This is a genomic window from Duganella qianjiadongensis, from assembly GCF_009857915.1.
In the GTDB taxonomy this organism is placed as follows: domain Bacteria; phylum Pseudomonadota; class Gammaproteobacteria; order Burkholderiales; family Burkholderiaceae_D; genus Rugamonas; species Rugamonas qianjiadongensis.
In genome coordinates, this window is record NZ_WWCM01000021.1 from 1 (window position 1) to 22981 (window position 22981).

General features: G+C 60.0%; 20 protein-coding genes, 1 tRNA gene and 1 rRNA gene. 11 read left to right on the forward strand and 11 right to left on the reverse strand.

From position 1 onward, the window contains the following. Together GTP27_RS20585 and GTP27_RS20590 are read right to left on the reverse strand one after the other, a co-directional pair. Positions 1 to 114, reverse strand: a 16S ribosomal RNA gene (locus GTP27_RS20585); the annotation flags it as partial. A gap of 351 nt (positions 115 to 465) precedes the next feature. Next, on the reverse strand, positions 466 to 1242 hold the full coding sequence (locus tag GTP27_RS20590) for an enoyl-CoA hydratase (RefSeq protein WP_161040985.1): 777 nt from the start codon (positions 1240 to 1242) through the stop codon (positions 466 to 468). A gap of 153 nt (positions 1243 to 1395) precedes the next feature. On the opposite strand from GTP27_RS20590, the gene GTP27_RS20595 reads away from it, so the two are divergent. Then, a complete protein-coding gene (locus GTP27_RS20595) occupies positions 1396 to 2634 on the forward strand; it encodes an MFS transporter (RefSeq protein WP_229634264.1) in 1239 nt (412 codons plus the stop codon). A gap of 22 nt (positions 2635 to 2656) precedes the next feature. On the opposite strand, the gene mltA is transcribed toward GTP27_RS20595, so the two are convergent. Further along, complete coding sequence (mltA, locus tag GTP27_RS20600; protein ID WP_161040986.1) at positions 2657 to 3874, reverse strand: murein transglycosylase A; 1218 nt, start codon at positions 3872 to 3874, stop codon at positions 2657 to 2659. 22 nt (positions 3875 to 3896) lie between these two features. Here mltA and GTP27_RS24085 point away from each other — a divergent pair, with 22 nt between their 5' ends. Continuing rightward, positions 3897 to 4022 carry a hypothetical protein gene (locus GTP27_RS24085; protein WP_286173295.1) on the forward strand — a complete coding sequence of 42 codons (126 nt, stop codon included), beginning with the start codon at positions 3897 to 3899 and terminating at the stop codon, positions 4020 to 4022. A gap of 37 nt (positions 4023 to 4059) precedes the next feature. On the opposite strand, the gene apaG is transcribed toward GTP27_RS24085, so the two are convergent. Further along, entirely contained in the window at positions 4060 to 4434 is a 375-nt protein-coding gene (apaG, locus tag GTP27_RS20605) for a Co2+/Mg2+ efflux facilitator ApaG/CorD (RefSeq protein ID WP_155436139.1), read from the reverse strand. Positions 4435 to 4615: 181 nt separating this feature from the next. On the opposite strand from apaG, the gene rpe reads away from it, so the two are divergent. The 6 genes from rpe to trpC all read left to right on the forward strand — a co-directional run bounded on the left by rpe (position 4616) and on the right by trpC (position 10209). Next, positions 4616 to 5281 carry a ribulose-phosphate 3-epimerase gene (gene rpe / locus GTP27_RS20610; RefSeq protein ID WP_161040987.1) on the forward strand — a complete coding sequence of 222 codons (666 nt, stop codon included), beginning with the start codon at positions 4616 to 4618 and terminating at the stop codon, positions 5279 to 5281. A gap of 2 nt (positions 5282 to 5283) precedes the next feature. Next, complete coding sequence (locus GTP27_RS20615; RefSeq protein WP_161040988.1) at positions 5284 to 5967, forward strand: phosphoglycolate phosphatase; 684 nt, start codon at positions 5284 to 5286, stop codon at positions 5965 to 5967. Positions 5968 to 6178: 211 nt separating this feature from the next. Beyond that, complete coding sequence (gene trpE, locus GTP27_RS20620) at positions 6179 to 7675, forward strand: anthranilate synthase component I (protein WP_161040989.1); 1497 nt, start codon at positions 6179 to 6181, stop codon at positions 7673 to 7675. Between the two features lies 1 nt (position 7676). Beyond that, positions 7677 to 8240 carry an anthranilate synthase component II gene (locus GTP27_RS20625; protein ID WP_155436143.1) on the forward strand — a complete coding sequence of 188 codons (564 nt, stop codon included), beginning with the start codon at positions 7677 to 7679 and terminating at the stop codon, positions 8238 to 8240. A 90-nt stretch (positions 8241 to 8330) separates the two neighbouring features. Beyond that, a complete protein-coding gene (gene trpD, locus GTP27_RS20630) occupies positions 8331 to 9368 on the forward strand; it encodes an anthranilate phosphoribosyltransferase (protein WP_161040990.1) in 1038 nt (345 codons plus the stop codon). 40 nt (positions 9369 to 9408) lie between these two features. Then, a complete protein-coding gene (gene trpC, locus GTP27_RS20635; protein WP_161040991.1) occupies positions 9409 to 10209 on the forward strand; it encodes an indole-3-glycerol phosphate synthase TrpC in 801 nt (266 codons plus the stop codon). On the opposite strand, the gene GTP27_RS20640 is transcribed toward trpC, so the two are convergent. The 7 genes from GTP27_RS20640 to GTP27_RS20670 all read right to left on the reverse strand — a co-directional run bounded on the left by GTP27_RS20640 (position 10202) and on the right by GTP27_RS20670 (position 18635). Next, on the reverse strand, positions 10202 to 11428 hold the full coding sequence (locus tag GTP27_RS20640) for a GGDEF domain-containing protein (protein ID WP_229634263.1): 1227 nt from the start codon (positions 11426 to 11428) through the stop codon (positions 10202 to 10204). The genes trpC and GTP27_RS20640 overlap by 8 nt on opposite strands. A 6-nt stretch (positions 11429 to 11434) precedes the next feature. Next, positions 11435 to 13255, reverse strand: coding sequence for a M61 family metallopeptidase (locus tag GTP27_RS20645; RefSeq protein WP_161040992.1), 1821 nt, complete (start codon positions 13253 to 13255; stop codon positions 11435 to 11437). A 12-nt stretch (positions 13256 to 13267) separates the two neighbouring features. Beyond that, positions 13268 to 13846, reverse strand: coding sequence for a nucleotidyltransferase family protein (locus tag GTP27_RS20650; RefSeq protein WP_161040993.1), 579 nt, complete (start codon positions 13844 to 13846; stop codon positions 13268 to 13270). Then, the gene (locus GTP27_RS20655) at positions 13839 to 16052 is read right to left on the reverse strand and encodes a xanthine dehydrogenase family protein molybdopterin-binding subunit (RefSeq protein ID WP_161040994.1); all 2214 of its coding nucleotides are present in this window, start codon (positions 16050 to 16052) and stop codon (positions 13839 to 13841) included. The genes GTP27_RS20650 and GTP27_RS20655 overlap by 8 nt, the downstream gene beginning before the upstream one ends. 11 nt (positions 16053 to 16063) lie before the next feature. Further along, positions 16064 to 16522, reverse strand: coding sequence for a (2Fe-2S)-binding protein (locus tag GTP27_RS20660; RefSeq protein WP_161040995.1), 459 nt, complete (start codon positions 16520 to 16522; stop codon positions 16064 to 16066). Between the two features lie 117 nt (positions 16523 to 16639). Further along, positions 16640 to 17365, reverse strand: coding sequence for a DsbC family protein (locus GTP27_RS20665; protein WP_161040996.1), 726 nt, complete (start codon positions 17363 to 17365; stop codon positions 16640 to 16642). A 49-nt stretch (positions 17366 to 17414) separates the two neighbouring features. Continuing rightward, positions 17415 to 18635 carry an FAD-dependent monooxygenase gene (locus GTP27_RS20670; RefSeq protein ID WP_161040997.1) on the reverse strand — a complete coding sequence of 407 codons (1221 nt, stop codon included), beginning with the start codon at positions 18633 to 18635 and terminating at the stop codon, positions 17415 to 17417. Between the two features lie 78 nt (positions 18636 to 18713). Between GTP27_RS20670 and GTP27_RS20675 the strand changes: the two genes are divergently transcribed. From GTP27_RS20675 to GTP27_RS20685, 3 genes are all read left to right on the forward strand, one after another. Continuing rightward, positions 18714 to 18789, forward strand: a tRNA-Phe gene (locus GTP27_RS20675). A 324-nt stretch (positions 18790 to 19113) separates the two neighbouring features. Next, positions 19114 to 19872: a hypothetical protein gene (locus GTP27_RS20680; RefSeq protein WP_161040998.1), complete on the forward strand. Its 759-nt coding sequence runs from the start codon at positions 19114 to 19116 to the stop codon at positions 19870 to 19872. 549 nt (positions 19873 to 20421) lie between these two features. Next, entirely contained in the window at positions 20422 to 22956 is a 2535-nt protein-coding gene (locus GTP27_RS20685; RefSeq protein ID WP_161040999.1) for a DUF4214 domain-containing protein, read from the forward strand. The last annotated feature ends 25 nt before the right edge of the window (positions 22957 to 22981 follow it).

Sequence of the window (22981 nt, forward strand, 5' to 3'; positions counted from 1 at the left end):
TTACTCACCCGTTCGCCACTCGCCACCAGAGCAAGCTCCGTGCTGCCGTTCGACTTGCATGTGTAAGGCATGCCGCCAGCGTTCAATCTGAGCCAGGATCAAACTCTTCAGTTTAATCTCTGTTTTTTGCCGATTTCTCGGCACCATCTTTCGATGGGTCGCTCACTCAAAATACTGACAGTTCGCTTCTTTTACAAAGCGTCCTATTTCATTTATTTCTTGTGAACATTTGATATTTTTTAAGTATCACGAAGACTAGCTTCGTGTGCACTTTCATCAAACGTCCACACTTATCGACTGTGAATTTTTAAAGAACTTTATTCGGTACTGCTTGCTGCGTTTTGACAAATCGTTTTGTTTGTCAGCAGCAGAGAAGCGAGATTATGCAGGCATTTCCCAAACTCGTCAACCCTCACTATGCAATTACTTGAAATGAATAGCGAGGGACTATCAGCACAGCTCTGATTACATGCCGTCAAAGTTAGGTGTACGTTTCTCGAGGAAGGCATGCATGCCTTCTTTTTGAGCAGGCGTACCGAACGCTGCCTGGAACAGGCGACGCTCGTAGTTCACGCCTTCCGTCAGCGTGGTTTCAAAGGCGCGGTTCACGGCATCCTTGATCATCATGGCAACCGAGGTCGGCATCGATGCGATCTGTTTGGCAGCGGTCAGCACTTCTTCGATCAGTTTATCGGCGGGCACCACGCGCGAAACCAGACCGATACGCTCGGCTTCCGCCGCATCGATGGTACGGGCTGTCAGCAGCAGGTCCATGGCCTTGGCTTTGCCGATGGTGCGTGGCAGACGCTGGGTGCCACCTGCGCCCGGCGTGACACCGACCTTGATTTCAGGCTGACCGAATTTGGCCGAGTCTGCAGCGATCAGGAAATCGCACATCATGGCCAGTTCGCAGCCCCCACCCAGCGCATAACCGGCCACAGCGCCGACTACCGGCTTACGGATACGCAGAATGTGTTCCCAGTTACGGGTGATGTAGTTATCGCGGTAGGTATCTACATAGGTGTAGTCTGCCATGGCAGCAATGTCAGCGCCTGCAGCGAAGGCTTTCTCGCTACCCGTCAGCACAATGCAGCCGATCGCCGGATCAGCATCGAACTTCTGCAGGGCGTCGCCCAGCTCGTTCATCATGCGGTCGTTCAGGGCGTTCAGCGCCTTGGGACGATTCAAACGGATCAGTGCCACTTTCTCGTGCACTTCGACGATCAGGTCTTCATACTGCATAGCTGCCTCCTTAATAGTGGGATATTTACTCTGCGATTGTAGCGCCTATCCGCTGCGCTGGTATCATAGTTCGTCCAGTCCAGACTACAGGAAGCTGCCATTCTCTCCGCTCTACGCCTCAAAGTTCAGCAATATCTGGAAGGTGACGCCCTGCTGCGCAACGGAAACTTCGTGCGCTACTGGATCAGCGCCATCCTCAATGACTTCGGCAGCTATATCAGTACGCTAGCCCTGCCCTTGTGTTCAGCCATACTGCTGCATGCCACGCCTTCCCAGATGGGCATACTGGGCGCGGCGGCAGCAGTACCGTTCGCACTACTGGCTTTGCCCGCGGGCGTATTTCTTGATCGGCATCGTAAATTGCCGGTACTACTAGCCAGCAAAATGGTACAGGCGGCCGCGCTCGGCAGCATCCCGCTGGCCTACTGGCTGGGCAAGCTGAGCATAGAATGGATGTATGTGGTGGCCCTGCTCAACGGCTGCTGCTCGCTGATAGGTGGCGGCGCAGAACAGATTTTCCTCACCAATCTGATAGGCCGCGACAAGTTGATCGAAGCCCAGTCCAAATTTGCCGCCGTGGACTCCATCGCCCGTATCGTCGCGCCCGGCATTGCCGGCGTGCTGGTTCAATGGCTGACCGCGCCATTTGCCGTGATCTTTAATGCACTGGGTTTTATCTTTTCCATCCTCATCCTGCGCCGGCTCGATGTCAACGACCCGCAGCCGGAGCCCTCGCAAAAGCACATGCTGCGCGATATTCATGATGGCCTGCTCTTCATCTGGCATAACCCTCTGCTACGCACGCTGGCATGGAGCGCAGGTTTCTGGCATATGCTGTTCTATGGTTTTACCGCGCTCGGCGTGCTGTTCGGCACACGCGAGCTGGGCATGACGCCCGGCCTGCTCGGCATGGCGCAAATGATAGGCGGCGTGGGAGTGATGCTAAGTTCTGTATTGCTACGCCCGCTCAATGCCCGTTACGGCATGGGCACCACGGTACTAATAGGCATAGGTCTGACAGCATGCGCGTTCACAGCCATGCCCATGATTCCGGCTAATCTGTTCGGCAGCCCCCTTGTCAGCGCCGTTGTCAGCGCACTGGTTACCATGATGCTCGATTGCGGCGTGATGCTGTTCTTTATGCCGTATATGACACTGCGCCAGAAAGTCACGCCCGATGCCTATCTGGGACGCATGGTATCGACCATGCGCTTCCTCACCGTGGCCAGCGCACCCGCGGGCGCGCTGATAGGCGGCTATCTGGGCGAACACTACGGCATCCGCACCGGCATGGCCTGTATTGCGGCGGGCGGGATCGTGCTCACAGTACTGATGGCCCTCAATCCTTACCTGAGAAAACCACCCGAGCCGCTGGCTACGGCACAGCATTAAGCCAGCAGCCCGTTACACCCGCTTACTGCACCTGCTTGGGCAGCAGTACCCAGACATTACCGCGCTGTTTCATGCGACCGGCATTTTCCGCCGCCTCGGTGCCGAAACCGAAGAAGTAATCCACCCGGATAGCGCCGCGAATAGCGCCGCCCGTATCCTGCGCCATGACCAGCCGCTGCAACGGAATATCACTGTTCGGCATGGTGGTGGACAGGAACACCGGCGCGCCCAGCGGCAATTGCGAAGCATCGATAGCGACCGAACGCGATGGCGTGAGCGGCACGCCTAGCGCACCTTTCGGGCCGATTTTCGGATCGGGCAGGCGCTCTTCTTTAAAGAACACATAGCTAGGGTTCACATTGAACAGCTCCTGCATACGGGTAGGATGACCGGCGATCCACGCCTTGATGCCCTGCGCCGAAGCCTGCTCCAGCGTCAGTTCGCCCTTCTCCACCAGATATTTGCCGATGGATTTATACGGATGGCCATTCTGGTCGGCATAGGCCACGCGCACGGTTTCCTTGCTATCGGTGAGCTGCACCCGCCCCGAGCCCTGCACCTGCAGGAAGAACGATTCAACCGGATCATCGACCCACAGCAGCTCCTTGCCGCCGAAGTCGGCTTTCTCGATATCTGCACGGGTGGCATACGGCACCAGCTTTTTGCCCACCAGCTTGCCGCGCAGGCGCATGCCCTTCAGTTCCGGATACACACTGGCCAGATCGACGGTGATCATATCCTCCGGCACTTTATACAGCGGGGTCTGGTAAGGGCCGCCCTTCTTGCGGGCGCCGCGCAGCAGCGGCTCGTAATAACCTGTCACCAGCCCTTCGTTGGCACCATCCGGCGCGATGACCTGATTCGGCTCCATGAACGCTTCGAAGAAGGTACGGATCGCTTTATCATCACTGCTGTTTACGCTGCGGGCGATGGTACAGGACTCCTTCCAGTTCGGCTGCCTGACCAGCACCGCGCAGGACGACATGAACGCCGGCCACGCCGCCCGCAGATCATCCTTGTCCCAGCCCGGCAGCGCGCTGAACGGCGCGGGCACCAGCTGCATGACAGCGGGCTTGGCCGGCGCCGGCGCCGGTGTGGGCTCGGGTGCAGGCACCGGGGCCGGTATCGGCGTGACAGGTGCGCGGCTGGTATCAGGCGGCAGCGGCGTCGAAGTACAACCGGCCAGAGCCAGCGCGACGAGAGTGAGCGGAACAGGTAGACTACGGCGTGTCGAGAACATAAGGACTGTTATGTGGATATTGATGATAGAAGCATGTGTGGCGTTTTTCCTGCTGGTGTTCATCGTCTGGTGGACCATGTACGCGCCTAAACCCAAACCGCGCGACGAGGACAAGCCAGCAGAACCACAGCGCGACGAGCAGAACTGATCCGCTCAGGCCGCAGCAGTGGTTGCGAGCACCTGACCTAGTGCAGGGTGCGGGGCAGCGACAGCACGAATTCCGGTATCGGCACTTCGAAGCGGTGGCCATTTTCCGCCACGCAGAAGTACTCGCCATACATGGAGCCCTGCTGGGTACGCAAGGCCGTGCCGCTGGTGTACTCGAACTGTTCGCCCGGTTGCAGCAACGGCTGATGGCCCACCACGCCGAGGCCGCTGACCTCTTCCTTGTGGTTGTTAGCATCCGTGATAACCCAGTGGCGCGAAATCAGCTGGGCGGCCACCGTTCCCGTATTCTTGATCGTGATCGAGTAGGTGAACACGAAATTGGTACGCTCCGGGTCGGACTGCTCCGGCAGATACTGGGTTCTGACCGTCACCGTCATTTCATAAGTGGCCATTCAAATTCCTTCAATCGGGGCGAGTGCACTGGCACTCTCAGCAAGGTTGGCGATTGTATATCGCCAGACTGCCATTGCACCCCAAATCGCCCCCGTATGCAAGGACGACGCGCCTGAAAACGGGCGCATAGCCGCTGTGCAGCGTAAAATAGCGCATCTTTTTTAAATGCAGGCCCATCCCATGTCCAATTTCCGCATTGCTCCCAGCATTCTGTCAGCCGACTTCGCCCGTCTGGGCGAGGAAGTGCGTAACGTCGTCAGCGCTGGCGCCGACATTATCCACTTCGATGTCATGGATAACCATTACGTGCCCAACCTGACCATAGGTCCGATGGTGTGCCAGGCTATCCGCCCGCACGTGGACGTGCCGATCGACGTGCACCTGATGGTCAAGCCAGTGGACCGCATCATCCCTGACTTCGCCAAAGCGGGCGCCAACATCATCACCTTCCATCCGGAAGCGTCGGAGCACATCGATCGCAGCCTGCAGCTGATCCGCGACCACGGCTGCAAAGCCGGTCTGGTATTCAATCCGGGCACGCCGCTGCACTATCTGGACCACGTGATGGACAAGATCGACATGATCCTGATTATGTCGGTCAACCCCGGCTTCGGCGGCCAGTCCTTCATCCCCGAAGCGCTGAAGAAAATCGCGCTGGCACGCCGCAAAATCGACGAATCGGGCCGCGACATCATGCTCGAAGTCGATGGCGGCATCAAGATCGACAACATCGCTGCCGCCGCAGCTGCCGGCGCTGACACCTTCGTGGCCGGTTCGGCCATCTTCGGCCAGCCTGACTACAAGGCCGTGATCGACGCCATGCGCGCCAATCTGGCCAAGGTGTAAGCATGAGTGTGCTGGCAGGCGTACGCGCCGCAATCATCGACCTCGACGGCACCATGCTGGACACGATTCCCGACTTCCACGTCGCGATCAACAGCATGCGTGAAGAGCTGAGCCTCGCTCCTATCAGCCAGCAGCAAATCGCGCTGATGGTAGGTAAAGGCTCGGAAAACCTGATCCGCGCCGTACTGGCGCTGGATCTGGCGCCGGACGAAGTGGAAGCCAAGTTTGCGCAGGCGATGGACGCCTATCAGCGCCACTATTTACGCATCAATGGTCAATTCAGCAGCCTGTATCCCGAGGTGCTGGAAGGCCTGAGTGCGCTAAAACAACAAGGCCTGCGGCTGGCCTGCGTGACCAACAAGCCGATCAGCTTCACCACCCCGCTGCTGGCCGCGAAAGGCCTGACCAGCTATTTCGAGGTGGTCTACGGCGGCGATTCGCTGGCGCGCAAAAAGCCCGATCCCCTGCCGTTGCAGACGGTCTGCGCCGATTTCGACCTGCCGGCAACGCAGGTAGTGGCGATCGGCGACTCGTCGAATGACGCGCAAGCCGCACGGGCTGCGGGTTGCCCGGTGCTGACGGTCCCTTATGGCTACAATCACGGCGAGGCTATACACACCATCGATTCCGATGGTATAGTAGACACGCTGCTATCCGCAGCGACTTTGATTCGTTCGCAAAATTAACCTTAGCTGAACCAACGCTGACCGTAATGTCTCTGTTCAAAAAACACCAAGTCAACCAAACCGGCGCGATTGAGGCCTGGCTTTGGCGACGCTGGCAATCCTGGCACAACTAAGCCGAACTGATTGCTGTTGCGCCCCTGCGCGACAGGTTTTTTGAACCACACCCGCCTGTACCACATCCATCGCTAGACAGGCGGCATGGAGAACAGACATGACCGAACTCGAATTCAAATCGTTGGCCACCGACGGCTACAACCGCATCCCGCTGATCGCCGAAGCCTTTGCCGATCTCGAAACCCCGCTCACGCTATACCTGAAACTGGCCCAGACCCAGAACGCCGGCAAGAATACCTTCCTGCTCGAATCCGTCGTGGGCGGCGAGCGTTTCGGCCGCTACTCCTTTATCGGTCTGCCAGCAACCACGGTGCTACGCACCTTCGGCCATCGCACCGAAATCGTCAAGAACGGCACGGTGATCGAGACGCACGAAGGCAATCCGCTCGACTTCATCGAGAGCTACCAGCAGCGCTTCAAGGTGGCCCTGCGCCCCGGCATGCCGCGCTTCTGCGGCGGTCTGGCCGGCTACTTCGGCTACGACACGGTGCGTCACATCGAAAAAACCCTGGCCAATACCCAGCCGAAAGATGATCTGGGCCTGCCCGACATCCAGCTGATGGTGACGGAAGAACTGGCCGTGATCGACAACCTGTCCGGCAAACTGTATCTGATCGTGTATGCCGATCCGACCCAGCCGGAAGCCTATTCCAAAGCCCGTCAGCGCCTGAAAGACCTGCGCATAATGCTGCGCCGTGGCGTCGATGCGCCAGTGACCAGCGCTTCCGTGCGCACCGAAGCGATCCGCGAATTCGCCAAGGAAGACTATCTGAAAGCCGTGGCGCGCGCCCACGAATACGTGATGGCCGGTGACCTGATGCAGGTGCAGATCGGCCAGCGCATCCGCAAGCAGTATGTGGATTCGCCGCTGACGCTGTACCGCGCGCTGCGCTCGCTGAACCCGTCGCCGTATATGTACTTCTACAATTTCGGCGATATGCAGATCGTCGGTGCCTCGCCGGAAATTCTGGTACGTAACGAGACCCTGCCCGATGGCGAAAAGCGTGTGACGCTGCGCCCGATCGCCGGCACCCGCCCGCGCGGCTCGACGCCGGAACGCGATGCCGAACTGGCCACCGAACTGCTGGCCGATCCGAAAGAGATCGCCGAACACGTGATGCTGATCGATCTGGCGCGCAATGATCTGGGCCGCATTTCCGATATCGGCACGGTGAAAGTCACCGACCGTCTAGTGATCGAAAAGTATTCGCACGTACAGCACATCGTCTCCAACGTGGAAGGCAAGCTGAAATCTGGCCTGTCCAATCTGGACGTGCTACGTGCCACCTTCCCGGCCGGCACCCTGACGGGAGCGCCGAAAGTGCGGGCGATGGAAGTGATCGACGAGCTGGAAATTTCCAAACGCGGCATTTACGGCGGCGCCTGCGGCTACCTGTCCTTCGGCGGCGAAATGGATGTGGCGATTGCCATCCGCACCGGCGTGATCAAGGACGGCATGCTGTATGTGCAGGCCGCCGCCGGCATCGTGGCCGACTCGATACCGGAAATGGAATGGCAGGAAACTGAAAACAAGGCGCGCGCCGTGCTGCGCGCTGCCGAACAAGTGCAAGATGGTCTGGATGGGGAGTTCTGAGATGCTGCTGATGATCGACAACTATGACTCCTTCACCTACAACATCGTGCAGTATTTCGGCGAACTGGGCGAAGACGTGCGGGTGTACCGCAACGACGAAATCACCATTGAGGAAATCGAAGCCCTCAATCCCGACCACATCTGCATCTCGCCGGGCCCCAAAGATCCGGCACAGGCAGGCATTTCCATCGCAGTGCTCAAGCACTTCGCTGGCAAGAAACCGATACTGGGCGTATGCCTCGGCCATCAGGCCATAGGCGAAGCCTTTGGCGGAAAAGTTATCCGCGCCAAGCAGGTCATGCATGGCAAAACCTCTCTCATCGCGCATACCGGCGTGGGCGTATTCAAAAACCTGCCCTCGCCTTTCACAGTGATCCGCTATCACTCGCTGGCCATTGAACGCAGCTCGCTGCCGGCCTGTCTGGAAGTGACGGCATGGACCGACGACGGCGAAATCATGGGCGTGCGCCACAAGGAATACGACATCGAGGGCGTGCAGTTCCACCCCGAGTCCATCCTGTCGGAACACGGTCACGCACTGCTGAAAAACTTCCTGGTCCGTTAAGGCTGGCGGCGCGCTGCATGCGCGCTCCTGTCTGCGCCTGTAGCGGCGCGTTTAACTGACTATCTGTGCCAAATTATTGCGAGGATTGCCATGCCTATCACCCATCAAGAAGCACTGCTGCGCTGCATAGAACACCGCGAGATTTTCCACGACGAGATGCTGCATCTGTTCCGCCAGATCATGTCGGGCGAAATGTCGCCCACCATGATCGCCGCCCTGACCATGGGCCTGCGCGTGAAAAAGGAAACCATAGGCGAAATCACCGCCGCCGCGCAAGTGATGCGCGAGTTCTCCACCAAAGTGCCGATGGCCGACACGCGCGGCCTGCTCGACATCGTCGGCACGGGCGGCGACGGCGCCCACACTTTCAATATCTCGACCGCTTCCATGTTTGTCGCCGCTGCTGCGGGCGCCCGCGTGGCCAAACACGGTGGCCGCAGCGTTTCGTCCTCGTCCGGCAGCGCCGACGTGATCGAATCGTTAGGGGCCAACATCAACCTGAAGCCGGAACAGATCGCACAGTCCATCGCCCAGACCGGCATAGGCTTCATGTTTGCGCCCAACCACCACGCCGCCATGAAGCACGCCGCACCGGTAAGGCGCGAACTGGGTGTGCGCACCATCTTCAATATTCTGGGGCCGCTGACCAATCCGGCCGGTGCACCGAATATCCTGATGGGCGTATTCCACGCCGACCTCGTGGGCATACAGGTGCGTGTACTGCAGCGCCTCGGCGCCCAGCACGCGCTGGTGGTGTATGGCCGCGACAATATGGACGAAGTCTCGCTCGGCGCCAGCACGCTGGTGGGCGAACTGGTCAACGGCGAAATCCGCGAATACGAAATCCATCCGGAAGACTTCGGCCTGCAGATGATCGCCAGCCGCAATCTGAAAGTGGCTGACGCCGCCGAATCCAAAGCCAAGATGATGGAAGCCCTGCGCGGCGAGCCGGGCGCAGCCTTCGATATCGTCGCGCTCAACTCCGCCACCGCGCTGTATGCGGCCGGCGTGGCCAGCTCGATAGAAGACGGCCTGCTGCGCGCCCGCGAGGCGATCAGCTCCGGTGCCGCACTGAAGAAAATCGAACAGTTTGTGCAGGTGACCCAGACGCTGGGCCAGCACAACTGACCGCCCGCGGGCAACGCAATCATTTACTCAGGTAGCCATCATGTCCGACATTCTGAATAAAATCCTCGCCGTCAAAGCACAGGAAGTGGCCGCCGCCAAGCAGCAGCGCAGCTACGCCAGCCTGCGCGCCGAGGTGGAAAACAATAGCGAGCTGCGCGCCGGTCTGCGCGGTTTCGAAGCCAGCCTACGCGGCAAAATCGCCGCCGGCAAAGCTGCCGTCATCAGCGAAATCAAGAAAGCCTCGCCATCGAAAGGCGTGATCCGCGCCGATTTCCGTCCCGCCGACATTGCCGCCAGCTATGCCCAGCATGGCGCGGCCTGCCTGTCGGTGCTGACCGACGAACAGTTCTTTCAGGGTTCGGTAGCCTATCTGCAGCAGGCCCGTGCGGCCTGCGCACTGCCGGTGCTGCGCAAGGACTTCATGATCGATCTGTACCAGATCTATGAAGCACGTGCCATGGGTGCGGACGCCATCCTGCTGATCGTCTCGGCGCTCGACCATGGCCTGATGGCCGAAATGGAAGCCTGCGCCCACGAACTGGGCATGGGCGTACTGGTGGAAACGCATGACGCAGCCGAACTGGATGCGGCCCTGCGTCTGAAGACAGCCCTTGTCGGCATCAATAACCGCAACCTGCGCACCTTCGACGTGACACTGGACACCACGCTGGGCCTGCTCGATCGCATCCCTGCCGAAAAAATCGTCATCACCGAATCCGGCATACTGGTGCCAGCCGATGTAGAGCGCATGCGGGCTGCCAATGTGCACAGCTTCCTCGTCGGCGAAGCATTCATGCGCGCCGACAATCCGGGCGCGGAACTGGCGCGGCTGTTTAACTAAGCTTCACGCTGGTCGCCATCACGGGCGCCAGCGACGGCATCGGTGGCATGGCCACCGCCGAAGTCACCACCGGCGCCGCGATCTCGATACGATCGCGGCCACCATCCTTGGCGCGATACAGCGCCTGATCGGCCCGCAGCAGCAAACCATCAAGATTCTCGTCCGGACTACTCTGGCAAGCCACGCCCACGCTGACCGTATAAGGCGGCAGCCCGTGCGCACCGGAAGCACGTACAGCTTTGAGGATGCGCTCGGCGATCTGCAGCGCGCGGTCCAGCCCCGTCTCCGGCAACAGCACAACGAATTCTTCGCCGCCGAATCGGGCAATGTGGTCCGAGACGCGCAAGGCTTTGCCTATCAGCCCCGCTACCTCTACCAGCACGCGGTCACCGACGATGTGGCCATGCGTGTCGTTGATCTTTTTGAAGAAATCCAGATCTATGCTGAGCACCGTCATCACCGTGAACTGGCGCCGCATCAAGCCCAGTTCCTTGGCATATACATCGGCAAAACCGCGCCGGTTCAGCACCTGCGTCAGCGGGTCCAGCGTGGAGCGGCGTTCCAGCAAGCCTTGCAGGCGGCGGGTAGACACAGTGTTGAAACTCACTGCCAGCAGCAGGATCATGAACTGGCCCAGCGCCAGATACAGGCTCTGGAAGGGGCCGATGGCCATGATATTCACTAGTTCGGAGCCGAACAGCATGGCCAGCGTACCGCGCGTGAACACCACTACCGACTGTATGCCCAGCAGCACATACAGGAAGCGGGTAGAGAAATGTGGCTCACCATAGCGCCAGACGATGATGGTGAGGTAGAAGTAATACACCGACACCAGATACGAGAACACGGCTACCCGCGCACTGAAACTGGGTTGCCACACATGCCAGTACGTTACGCCCGCCAGACAAAGCACCCACACCAGGGAGAACAGCCACCATGAAGGCTTAAGTCCGTAGAACTTCTGCGTACCGATCAGCGTCAGACCGACCCCGCAGACAAAGGCTGAATTTGCCGTCAGCAGCACCACCAGATCGGGCACGCCGAGCCGGTTGGAAGCAAACAGGCCGGCGCCGGCCACGAGCATCAGCAGGCTGGAGGCCCAGTAGTTCAACCCCCTGATCTCTGGCGGATAGCTGTAATAGGAAGAGAACAGCACAATGCTCATGGCAATTGCCATCAGCACCGACATGAAGATCAGGGTAGCAGGATCGAGCAGCATAGGCGCTTATTCGGCCTGACTTGGACGTTGCGGCGTGCCGGCTTTTTTGCCGGCGCCATCCACACTCAGGCTGATGCCGGGAATACGCTCGCCCTGCAAGGTGATGCTGAAGGTCATCAGTTCGTCGCGCCGGAACGCGTGCACACTGATCTGCGAGCCCACACCATAGCGCGACAGCAGCGTATCCAGATTGGCCGCCGTGACACGCAGACCGTCGATCGCTACCAGCACATCGCCCGCCGACAGCCCGCCAAGGTGGGCCGCACCGCCTTCGTGCACGCTATTGAGTTTGCAGTCGTTGCCGTCCTTGCCGGGATTGACGTCCAGACTAGGTTTGGCCGATTTACGCTCATCGGCATATTTGACACCGAACGGCGCCAGCAGCTTGGCCAGCGGCAGGTCTTCCGTACCGCGCACATATTTGTCGAAGAAGGGCTTGAAGCGGCCACCACTGATTTCATCGAACAGGGCTTCCGCTTCGGCCGGCGTAACGCCACGGCCTGCGCCCTGATAGAAGCTGGCGCCGTAGCGCTGCCACAGCGCGCGCATCACATCATCGAGCGACTTCTTGCCGCCTGTTTTGGCGCGGATGCTGAGGTCCAGCGCCAGCGCCACCAGCGAACCTTTGGTGTAGTAGCTAACGATGGCGTTCGGTGCATTCTCATCCTGACGGTAGTACTTGCCCCAGGCGTCGAAACTGGAATCGGCCACGCTCTGCTTGGTACGGCCACTGCCGCGCAGCACACTGCCCACGGTCTTGGCGACCAGCTTGAAATAGGTCTGCTCGCTAATCAGACCGGCCCGCACCAGCATCAGATCATCGTAATAGCTGGTAAAGCCTTCGAACAGCCATAGCAGCGGCGAGTAGTTCTCCACCTGCAGGTTGTAGGGCGCGAACACGGCCGGCTTGATGCGCTTGACGTTCCAGGTATGGAAGTACTCGTGGCTGCACAGGCCCAGATATTGCAGATAGCCGTCGCTGATGTCCTTGCTGGCGGCCTTGGTGCTAGGCAGATCGGCACGGGCACAGATCAGTGCCGTCGAGGCGCGGTGCTCCAGACCACCGTAACCATCGCCCACGGCCATGGTCATGAACACGTAGCGCTCCATCGGCGCTTTACGGGTCTTCGGTTCGAAGAAGGCGATCTGGGTTTCGCAGATTTTTTTCAGATCGGCGCACAGGCGCGCCATGTCCAGATGCGGTACCTTGCCGGTGATGACAACATCGTGCGGGATGCCGTGCGCCTTGAAGGTAGCCAGCGCAAACTCGCCCTGCTCGACCGGATGGTCGATCAGTTCATCGTAATCGCCGGCCACATACGTGCCGTAGCCGTAACGCTTGGCTTTGAGCTCGGGCAGGGAAGTAGCCACGCGCCAGTTGCGCGCCGCCGCATCGGCCGGACGCTGGATATCCACCACATGCGGCTGGTCTTCCTGCCCCAGCACGCGCAGGAACACGCTGGTGCCGTTGTAGAACGCGTGGTTCTGGTCCAGATGGGCAGCGCGTACCGACAGATCCCATGCATAGACTTCATAGTGGACGGTCAGGCTGGCGCCACGGTCCTTGAGTGGCGCAGCCTGCCAGCTATGCTTATCGAGCTTGCTCAGCGCTACCGGCTGGCCATTGGATACCGCATGGATGCGCACGATATTGCGCGAAAATTCGCGGATCATATAGCTGCCCGGTATCCAGGCCGGCAACGCAAAAATCTGTCCGCCTTCAGCCGGCTGGGCCACCGTCAGCGTGACGCGGAACAGGTGTGCGGCCAGATCGTGGCCAACAATGCTGTAGGCGATCGCTGCTTTATTCTTGTTAGGTTTTTTCATGACTATCCTTGATTACAAATCTGCGCGCGTGTCGATGTCGCGGATCACGCCCTCATCGTCCACCACCAGCTCACTTACTGCATGATTCTTTAAAATGGCGCGCGCGCCCTGATCGCCCTGCAGCGCCAGCAGCAATGGTAAATGATAGGCGCCAAAGGCCACCGGATTTCCCCGCTGGCCCTGATACATGGGCGCAGCGATACGTGCACCGCGGCCTATGGTAGCGGCCAGCTCGCGCATCGTTTCGGGCTGCACAAACGGCATATCACCAAGCGCAATCAGCCATCCCGGCGCGGCGCTGCTGGCGCGCAGGGCCAGCGTAAGCGACGCGGCCATGCCATCCGCAGCATTATCACAGACCAGCACCTCGCAACCAAGTTTGCCCAGCAGTTGGGCCACCGCGTCATCGCCACGGCGCACCACGGCCAGCACGCGCGGCACGGCAGCGAGCAGATTACGCGCACTGGCAGCCACTACGGGCTCGCCAGTGGGCAAGGTCTGCAACAGTTTGTTGTCGCTGCCCGACGGATCAAAGCGCTGGCCGCGTCCGGCGGCCAGCAGAATACCTGTCAGTGCCGGATGGTCAGGCACTGGCGAGGTCGAACGGCAGTTTGCGCAGACGTTTGCCGGTCAGCCTGAACAGCGCATTGGCGAAGGCCGGTGCCAGCGGCGGCAGGCCCGGCTCGCCCATGCCGGTAGGCGGGTCGTTCGACGGCACGATGTGCACATCGATTACCGGCATATCCGTCATGCGCGCCAGCGTGTAATCGCTGAAGTTCTGCTGTTCCACAACGCCATCCTTGAGAGTAATGGCAGCGCCAGGCAGGGTCATGCCCAGCCCCATCAGCGCAGCGCCCTGTATCTGCGCTTCGATGGTGAGCGGGTTGACGGGCTGGTTGCAATGCACGCCGGCGGTTACCTTGTGCAGCTTGGGCACGCCGTTCTTCACCGACGCTACTACCACATAGGCTATCGCCGTGTTGAACGATTCATGCACGGCCACGCCCCACGCCTGCCCTTTCGGCAAAGCCTTCTTGCCGTAACCCGATTTGGCTACCGCCAGATCGAGCGCGGCCAGATGGCGCTTGCTTTTCTCGCCCATCAGCTTCTTGCGGTAGGCCACCGGATCCATGCCGGCCGCATAGGCCGCCTCATCGATCAGGGTTTCCATCACAAACGCCGTGTGCGTGGAGCCCACCGAGCGCCACCATAGCACCGGCACATTGGCCTTGACGGTATGGGCACTCAGATTCAGCGGCACTTCATATGGTTCGCCCATGCCTTCCACCATGGTCGCATCGATGCCATCCTTGACCATCATCGGCTCGAACGGCGTGCCGCTGATGATGGACTGGCCCACGATCACATGGTCCCACGCAACGATATTGCCTTGGTCGTCCAGTCCCAGATCGGCGCGATGTACATGCGACGGACGGTAGTAGCCGCCCTTGACGTCATCCTCGCGGCTCCAGATCACTTTGACTGGCTCGGTCTTGCCGGCGGCGCGCCAGACTTTGGCGATGTTGACTGCTTCCACCAGATAGTCGGAACTGGGCACGGCGCGGCGGCCAAAGCCGCCACCAGCCATCATGGTATTGAGCACCACCTGTTCCGGCTTGAGGCCGGCCGTGGCCGCAATCGCGCCCTGATCGATAGTCTGGAACTGCGAGCCCGCCCATACCGTGCAGCCATCGGCGCGCAGATCGACCACGCAGTTGAGCGGCTCCATCGGGGTATGGGCCAGATACGGAAACTCGTACACGGCCGAGATTTTTTTCGCCGCACCGGCCAGCTTCGAGGTATCGGCCTTGCGTGCCGGTTTACCCGGCTGCTGCGCCAGCGCCTTGTAGTGCGCCATCTGCTCGCTGCTGCTGACTCTTTCAACCGCGCTGGTATCCCATTCGATCACCAGTGCGTCGCGCCCCATCTTGGCAGGCCAGTAGCCGTCGGCAATCACCACGACGCCATTGCCACCCCGGTCAGTGTTCACCGCCAGCACTTCGATCACGCCCTTGATGGCTTTGGCCTTGCTGGCATCGAACCTGGCGACGCGCGCGCCGAATACGGGCGGACGGGCCACCACGGCCACTTTGCTGTGCGGCGCCTTGAAGTCCATCCCGAACTGCAGCTTGCCGTTCGACTTGGCGGCAGCATCGAGCCGCTTCATAGGCTTGCCGATGAACTGGAAATCCCTGGGGTCTTTCAGCTTGACGCTGGCCGGCACCGGCTGGCGCATGGCAGCGTCGGCCATGCTGCCGTAGCTGGCCTTTTGCCCCGCAGGCCCCAGCAGCATGCTGCGCGAAGTGCGGATCTGCTCGGCCGGCACCTTCCACTGTTCGGCTGCCGCCGCAATCAGCATGACACGCGCCTTGGCGCCGATTTCGCGGTACTGGATATACGAGTGGGCGATGCTGCCCGAGCCGCCCGTAATCTGGATGCCGAACGCAGGGTCTTTGTACTGGTCGCCCGCTGGCGCCAGTGCGCCGTTCACTTTCGACCAGTCGGCATCGAGCTCCTCGGCGATCAGCATGGGCAGCGAGGTCTGCACGCCCTGACCGAATTCCAGCCGGTTCACCTGCACCGTCACCCGGTTATCGGGCGCGATGTGCAGGAAAGCGTTGGGCTGATACACCTTGGCCTGCGCCTGCTGGGCCTGAGCGAAGCGTCCGCCGGTCGGCAGGAAAAAGCCCAATACCAGCCCGCCGCCCGCGACTGCGCCGGCTTTCATGAAACCGCGCCGCGATACGCCGCCAGCTGCCGGCGCCTGCGTTTCCTGTTGCAGCCATTCGATACGCATGACAGTCTCCTTTAGGCGATGGATTTGGCGGCATCCTTGATGGCCGCGCGGATACGCTGATAGGTGCCGCAGCGGCAGATGTTGCCGCTCATGGCGTTGTCGATGTCGGCATCGGACGGTGCCTTATTAGTGCGCAGCAGGGCCGTGGCGCTCATGATCTGGCCGCTCTGACAGTAGCCGCACTGCGGCACATCGAGCTTGACCCAGGCCGCCTGCACGGCCTTGCCCACTTTATCGTTCTCCATCGCTTCGATGGTGGTGATCTTCTGCCCCACGGCGGCCGAGATAGGCGTCACGCACGAGCGTATCGGCTGGCCGCCCAGATGCACGGTGCAGGCGCCGCACAGCGCCGCGCCGCAACCGAACTTGGTGCCGGTCATATTCAGATTGTCGCGCAGCGCCCATAAAATCGGCGTCGATGGATCAGCGTCCACCTGCATGTCTTTGCCATTGATGTTCAAGGTAATCATACGAGTCTCCTGTCGGTGCAGCGCTTGCACGGCACTAGAACTAAACTTGGGTTGAACAACGAGGACTGCTAGCTCCGGGCCACAGAACTGCGGCCCGGGAAATCACTACGGCTTACTTTACTGCTTAATCTTGGCGAGCTTCTCTTCCAGCATCTTGCTATCGATCGCGCCCGGCACACGGCTACCGTCGGCGAAGAAGATCGCCGGCGTACCGTTCACCCCTAGCTTGCGGCCCAGCTCCAGCACTTCGTCATTCGGCGTGACGCAGCTGGCCGAGGCCGCGGCAGCTGGCTTGTTGCGGATCATCCAGTCATCCCAGGCCTGGCTGCGGTCCAGCGAGCACCAGATGTTCTTCGACTTAGTGAAGGAATCTTCCGCCAGAATGTTGTACATAAAGGTGTAGATAGTGACGTTGTCGGTATCCTTCAGCGTGGTCTGGCGGAAGCGCTTGCAGTAGCCGCAGTTAGGGTCTTCGAACACGGCGATCACGCGCTTGCCATCGCCCTTGACGGTCTTGATGGCCTTGTCGAGCGGCAGATCGGAGAATTTGATGCGATTGATTTCGTCCAGCCGCTCCTTGGTCAGGTCGGTGCTGGTCACCAGATTGAACACGTGGCCGGAGAACAGATAGGTGGCGGTTTTGTCGGTGTACAGAATGTCGGTGCCAACGCGCACTTCATACAGGCCGGCGTAAGGGGTTTCCTTGACCGAATCGACCTTCACATTGGCGCCCAGACGGGGTTCCACCAGCTTGCGGATCGCTTCAGTCGACGGCGTTTCAGCGCTCACACAACCGGCCATCAGCGCCGACAACAACAATAAACCCAGCTTACTCTTACTCATAACTTCTCCGGTAACGACAGACAAACCCGCACTTTTTGGTGAAAACCGGCTATTTTCCCAGCGCGTGGGAAATCAGCCGGCGCTTCACAGCGGGCAATTTATCCAGCAAGTTTAATCCGAAATTGCGCGCCACGCGCAGCGGCTCGACATTTGCCCCGAACAGCCGCGCCAGACCGTCGGTGGTCAGCTGCATCAGCAGCACATCTTCCTTGCGCGCGCGGGCATAGCGGGCCAGCACGCGCTCGTCGCCCAGGCTGCGCTGCGGCTCGCGCTCGCTCAGGGTTTTGACCAGCTGCGCCACGTCGGCAAAGCCCAGATTCATGCCGTGGCCCGCCATCGGGTGCACCACATGGGCGGCGTCGCCCACCAGCGCCACCCGCTGCGCCACCATGGAATGAGGTCGGATCAGGCGTAGCGGGAAGTCGCGTACCAGTTCCGGCTGCAGCGGAGTCAGTGCCCCCAGCTTTTCCTGCGCATATACGGCCAGCCGCGCCGCGATCTGCGCGGCCGACTCGCTGCGCAGGGTATCGGCCAGCGCATCGGGCGCCGACCACACCAGCGACACCTGATTGCCGGGCAGTGGCAGCAGTGCCACGATACCATCCACGCCGGTGAACCACTGGTAGGCAGCGCCATGGTGCGGCAGTTCGCAGGCAAAGTTGGACACCACGGCACGCTGGTTATAGCTGCGGTAATCGAAACCGATATCGCACTGGCCACGCACCCACGACTGGGCGCCGTCGGCGCCCACGACCAGCTGCGACTTGATGCAACTGCCATTCTCTAGTTGCACTGTGGCATCGTCCTGCGTCTGCAACAATGCCGTGGCACGGCCGTCTACCTGCCGCACATTCTGCGCAAAGCGCAGCGCGGCATCGAGCGCCTGGGCGATATTGCGGTCTTCCATGATCCACGCCAGCGTATCGGTACGGGCGCCGTAGGCGTCGAAACCGAGGCCGCCAGCCTGCGCACCATCACCCTGCACGATCATGGCATCCACCGGCGCAACCCGGCTGGCGTCGAGTGCTCCCCACACTTTAAGCGAAGATAGCAGACGATAGGCAGTGTGATTGAGAGCGTAGACGCGCGCATCCCAGCCCGGATCGGAGCCGGCCGGCGCCGGCGGCGGCGCAGGCGGCCCCAGCAAGGTCACGCTGAAACCGGCCTGGGCGAGGCCCAGCGCGGTGGTCTTGGCAATTGCGCCATTGCCAACGATACAGATATCACTCTCGATCACGCGCAGCGCAGCGCTGGAAGCTGGAATATTCATGCAATCATTATAGCGTTTAGCGTTGGCAGAAAACCGGCACTTGCACTTCTGCGCAAGTCTGCTACAATATTGCCTCTTGGCCTGGTAGCTCAGTTGGTAGAGCAGAGGATTGAAAATCCTTGTGTCGGTGGTTCGATTCCGCCCCGGGCCACCAAGAACATACCTCACGAGACGCCAACCATGCAGGTTGGCGTTTTGCATTGTGGGTTCTGTAGTCCTTGGCTCCGGTCTATTTTCGGAGGGGTAGGAAAACACTGCGCGCCACACAAATCCCACCCAACAGCCCTACCATTAGCCTTTATCGTTCAGCCTGTTCGTTTGCGCGCTGGATTGATCCCACTGGGGATCGGACAATTTCGAGCTGCGTTATGCAGATCGTCTAATCGATACGAAGCGTGACCTGATTTTCGGCCTGACGCTAAACAACAATCCATCACTGGCCGACCCTTGGAATACCGCTCCAGCCTGGATGCAGTATGTGCCAACTCAATTCGGTGTCACCGGCCCCGATGCTGCTCCAATCGTGTCTCAGCTAGGCACGCAGGCCGCCGGCGTCGCCGCCTATGCTTTCTTAAATCAGACCTTATACGCGGAAGTGGCTGCTTATCAAACCGCCAATGGGGCTTGGTCGTTCCTTAGCCAAGGCACCAAGAACGCCGATCAGGTCAAGCTACAAGGGACCAATCCATACGTGCGACTTGCGCTCAGCCACGACTGGGGGCCTCATAGCGCCATGGTCGGCGTGATGGCGATGAATGCCAACATTTACCCCGACAATCTGAATCCATCCGGCCCCACTATCCATTATCGAGATCGCGGCGTCGACGCCCAGTACCAACACCTGCTTGATCCACACGCAGCCACGATCCAACTGAGCTACATATCGGAAGCGATCGACAATGGAGACGCTACGGGCATGGCATCCAACCCGAACAACCGCCTCAGGCAGTTGCGGATTAAGGGCAGCTACGTCTATAGAGCGCGTTTCGGAAGTGGCATCAGCTACTTCCGCACTACCGGGACTTCGGACACTAATTTATATCCAGACGCTGCCAGTAATCCGGATACACGCGGCTGGATTCCAGAGGTGTTTTGGACCCCGGTACAATATTTGCGCGTCGGCGCCCAATATTTCAACTTCAAGCGTTACCATGGCTCAGCCGCCAACTACGACGGCGCAGGCCGCAATCCGAGTGGCAATAACACGTTATTCGTCTACGTTTGGGGAGCCTACTAATGATCGCCTGCTCACCCTTACGCGAGACCATAAGCACCGCGCTGGTAGCGTTGATGGTACTTGTTAGCATGACCGGATGAATCGCCACGAGTTTGCTCGACGCTCGACTAGCGCTGATGGGCCGCCGCAGTTGCGGCTATCTGATCCGATTATTTGCAGCACATCCTCTGCTAATTGGCCGTCCCCATCGAACGATTTTAATTTTCATTGCCAACTAGATAATAAAATATAAAAATGGTAAGCTCGGCCAGGTCAGGCGAGAAGTTCCCGTTCTAGCCAGACAGGCCCGCAGTGTCTAGTTGAAATTTATCAACGCGCTTGCCACCTGTTAAAAATAGGCAAAACACTGACAAATTCTGTTGACCAGCCTTCTCGACACCAGTCGAGTTCGATTTAAAGGGTAACCACGTGTCAGTTCACATCCTCCCAAGCAATCGAGGCGTCAGCCTGATCTACTGCCTGTTAGTGGCCAGCCTCGCTGCATGCGGTGGCAAGCCTGAGAGCACGCGCGCAGCCAGAACAGCAGCGTTGCGGCAAGGCGCAGCGCCAGTGGCGGCCGACTACACGAGCGCCCTGCAAAGCATTTATGTCGGCTATTTCGGCCGCCCCGCCGACCCGGCCGGATTGGCTTTCTATACCGAGCTGTACCGGCAGGCGGGTGCGCCTACCAGCGTGACCGGCATCAGCCTGGCGTATTACAGCAATGCCAGCGTCAAGTCCTTGATCGATACCTTCGCCACGAGCGCAGAATCACAGGCGCTCTATCCCGGGAATAACAACACCTTCATCAACGCCATTTACCAGAACCTGTTCAACCGCCCAGCCGAGGCGGCCGGCGCAGCGTATTGGTCGGACTTGCTCGACCGGGGCGTGCTGACACGCGCCGGCGCCGCACTGGCTATCATGAGCGGGGCGCAGGGCAGCGACATGACGACGGTGAATAACAAGACCAGTGTGGCGGTGAGCTTCACTGCCAGCCTCACCACCGCGCAATTGCAGGCGGCTTACTCTGGACTGGCGCCCAGCGCGGCGGTCCGGAGCATGCTGGGAGGCATCAGCGGGGACACCGACCTGAACACTGCTCAAAGCGCCCTCCTGGGCATACAGGCCACCATCGTCGACATGCTGGCCAAGGCGCTACGGGCTGACCATCTGCAGGTGATGGCGGCAGCCCCGCCGACCGAATTCGTGCCGCCGCTCACGCTGGCCGATGTACTGGGCACCTACCGTATGCTGCCAGCATCCAACGATCCTTATGCCAGCGGCACCATGTCACTGCGCGCCGACTCCGCAAGCGCGCTGCAATACCTCAATCAGGCGGGAACGAGCTGGAATCTGCAAGCCGATCTGGCCCACGGTCTGTTGCTGACCGACAGCAGCAATCCCTATGCATTCAATAAGACGAGCGGCATCAATTTCAAATTGCAGTTCCAGAACGGCAAAGTGGTCGGCTTCCGCAACAACGACAATATGTATTGGCGCGATGGCAGTGCGCCCCTGCAAGCGGACAGCGCGGACCAGCATCTGGGCGGCTACCTGCAGGCCTCGCCTTCGGCTGCGCCACCCGGCTACACCAGCGGCTACAGCATGTACACGGCGATCTGGCCCCTGGTCGATCCTCAATTAGGCGGGGTCAACCATGGCCTAGCTGGTACCTGGATCAATCCGGACAATGAGGACTTCACTTTGCCCCTGCTGCCACCGGGCCATCCGATGCGCGAGGCAACGCCGGACAGTGCCGCAACAAACTGGCGCACTTTGTTTCAAAGCATAGAGGGCAGCGCCGGTTACTGGGTCAATACCCACTACCGTTCAGCCCAGCCGAAGTTCCGGATCAACGGCACACCCAACGGCTACGTGGATGAACTGTCCGCGCCCGGCTGGGAATTCGGCCGTGACGCCGTGGCCGCAGGCAATACCAGCAGCTGGGGTCTGCCGATGGGAAGCGCTGGGCTGGCGCAGCTGAGCAACCGCATCCTGGTGCCGCCCGATGGGATGACCTTCAAGGCCGGCACGGCCGGCGAGCTGCTGGGCGTGTCCTGGATGGCTTTACCGCTCACATTGGCAAAAGGCGGCGCCACACCGGTAGGCAATCAAAGCTGGACGCTATTCCTTAAGGCTAGCAACTATCAGGGACCAGTCGCATTTTATCTGCCCGACGTATGGGAGGTGATGGCGAAGAGCTACCCCACCGTCGCCGGACGCGGCCTCGATGTGCGGCCGGCGCAGATCAAAACGCTGGTGATGGAAATGCAGATGCGCTACTTCACCGGCAAAGCCAGGAACGGCGATCAATATATGCGCCTGCAACGCTTTGCCTTTCCCACCGATGCCCAGGGCCTGAGCTATATCCTGACGGACTTCACGCTGTATTCGCGCGACGCGCTGTTCCAGCCCTTCCTGGACTGGTCGAACGGTACCGGCGCCATGCCCGCCGGGTTCGCTGCGAGTGGGGCCCACCAGCCGCAGATCTCGACGCCAAATTTTTATTTCGGTAACAACCAAGCGGGCTTGGCGGTGCAAAGCGTCAGTGGCTTCGAACAATTTGTCACCCCCAAAATCGTCCCCACCAGTGGCGGAAATGTTGCGCTAGCGCTGCAGTTTAGCGCCGCTGCGAAGAACGGCGTGTTTCCCGAGTACTATCAAACTGCAGGCGGCATCGCCCTCCCGCGCGACGTCGCCAGCGTGCCTGCCGAGACCGGGCTGAAGGGCGTGTCATTCAAGGTCATTCAATCCGAGGGTTGGGGCCAGGAACTCTACACGTCGCCGCCAAGCTGGGCCAAGCCGACCGCTGCCTCTGCGCCCTTGACGGCGACCCTGAGCGACGGCTCCACCGTTACATACGCCTGGTACCGCTTTATCGACCAGCCGTCACTGCAAGGCTTTGGCTGGACCCAGGAGGAAAAAAACCGTCTGCAAGCGCTGGTGGAAAAAATCCATGCTGGCTGGACCGGCAATACTGCGCTGATGTCGCCGCCCAGCGTCGGCCAGCTGGTGGTACTAGACGCCGCCATTTTACTGACGCCGCCAGCTGGTTACGAGGTCGGTTACGTGCCGATCGCACTCAGTCAAACTTATTACTGAGGCCCGCTCTTATCGCCGATCTAAC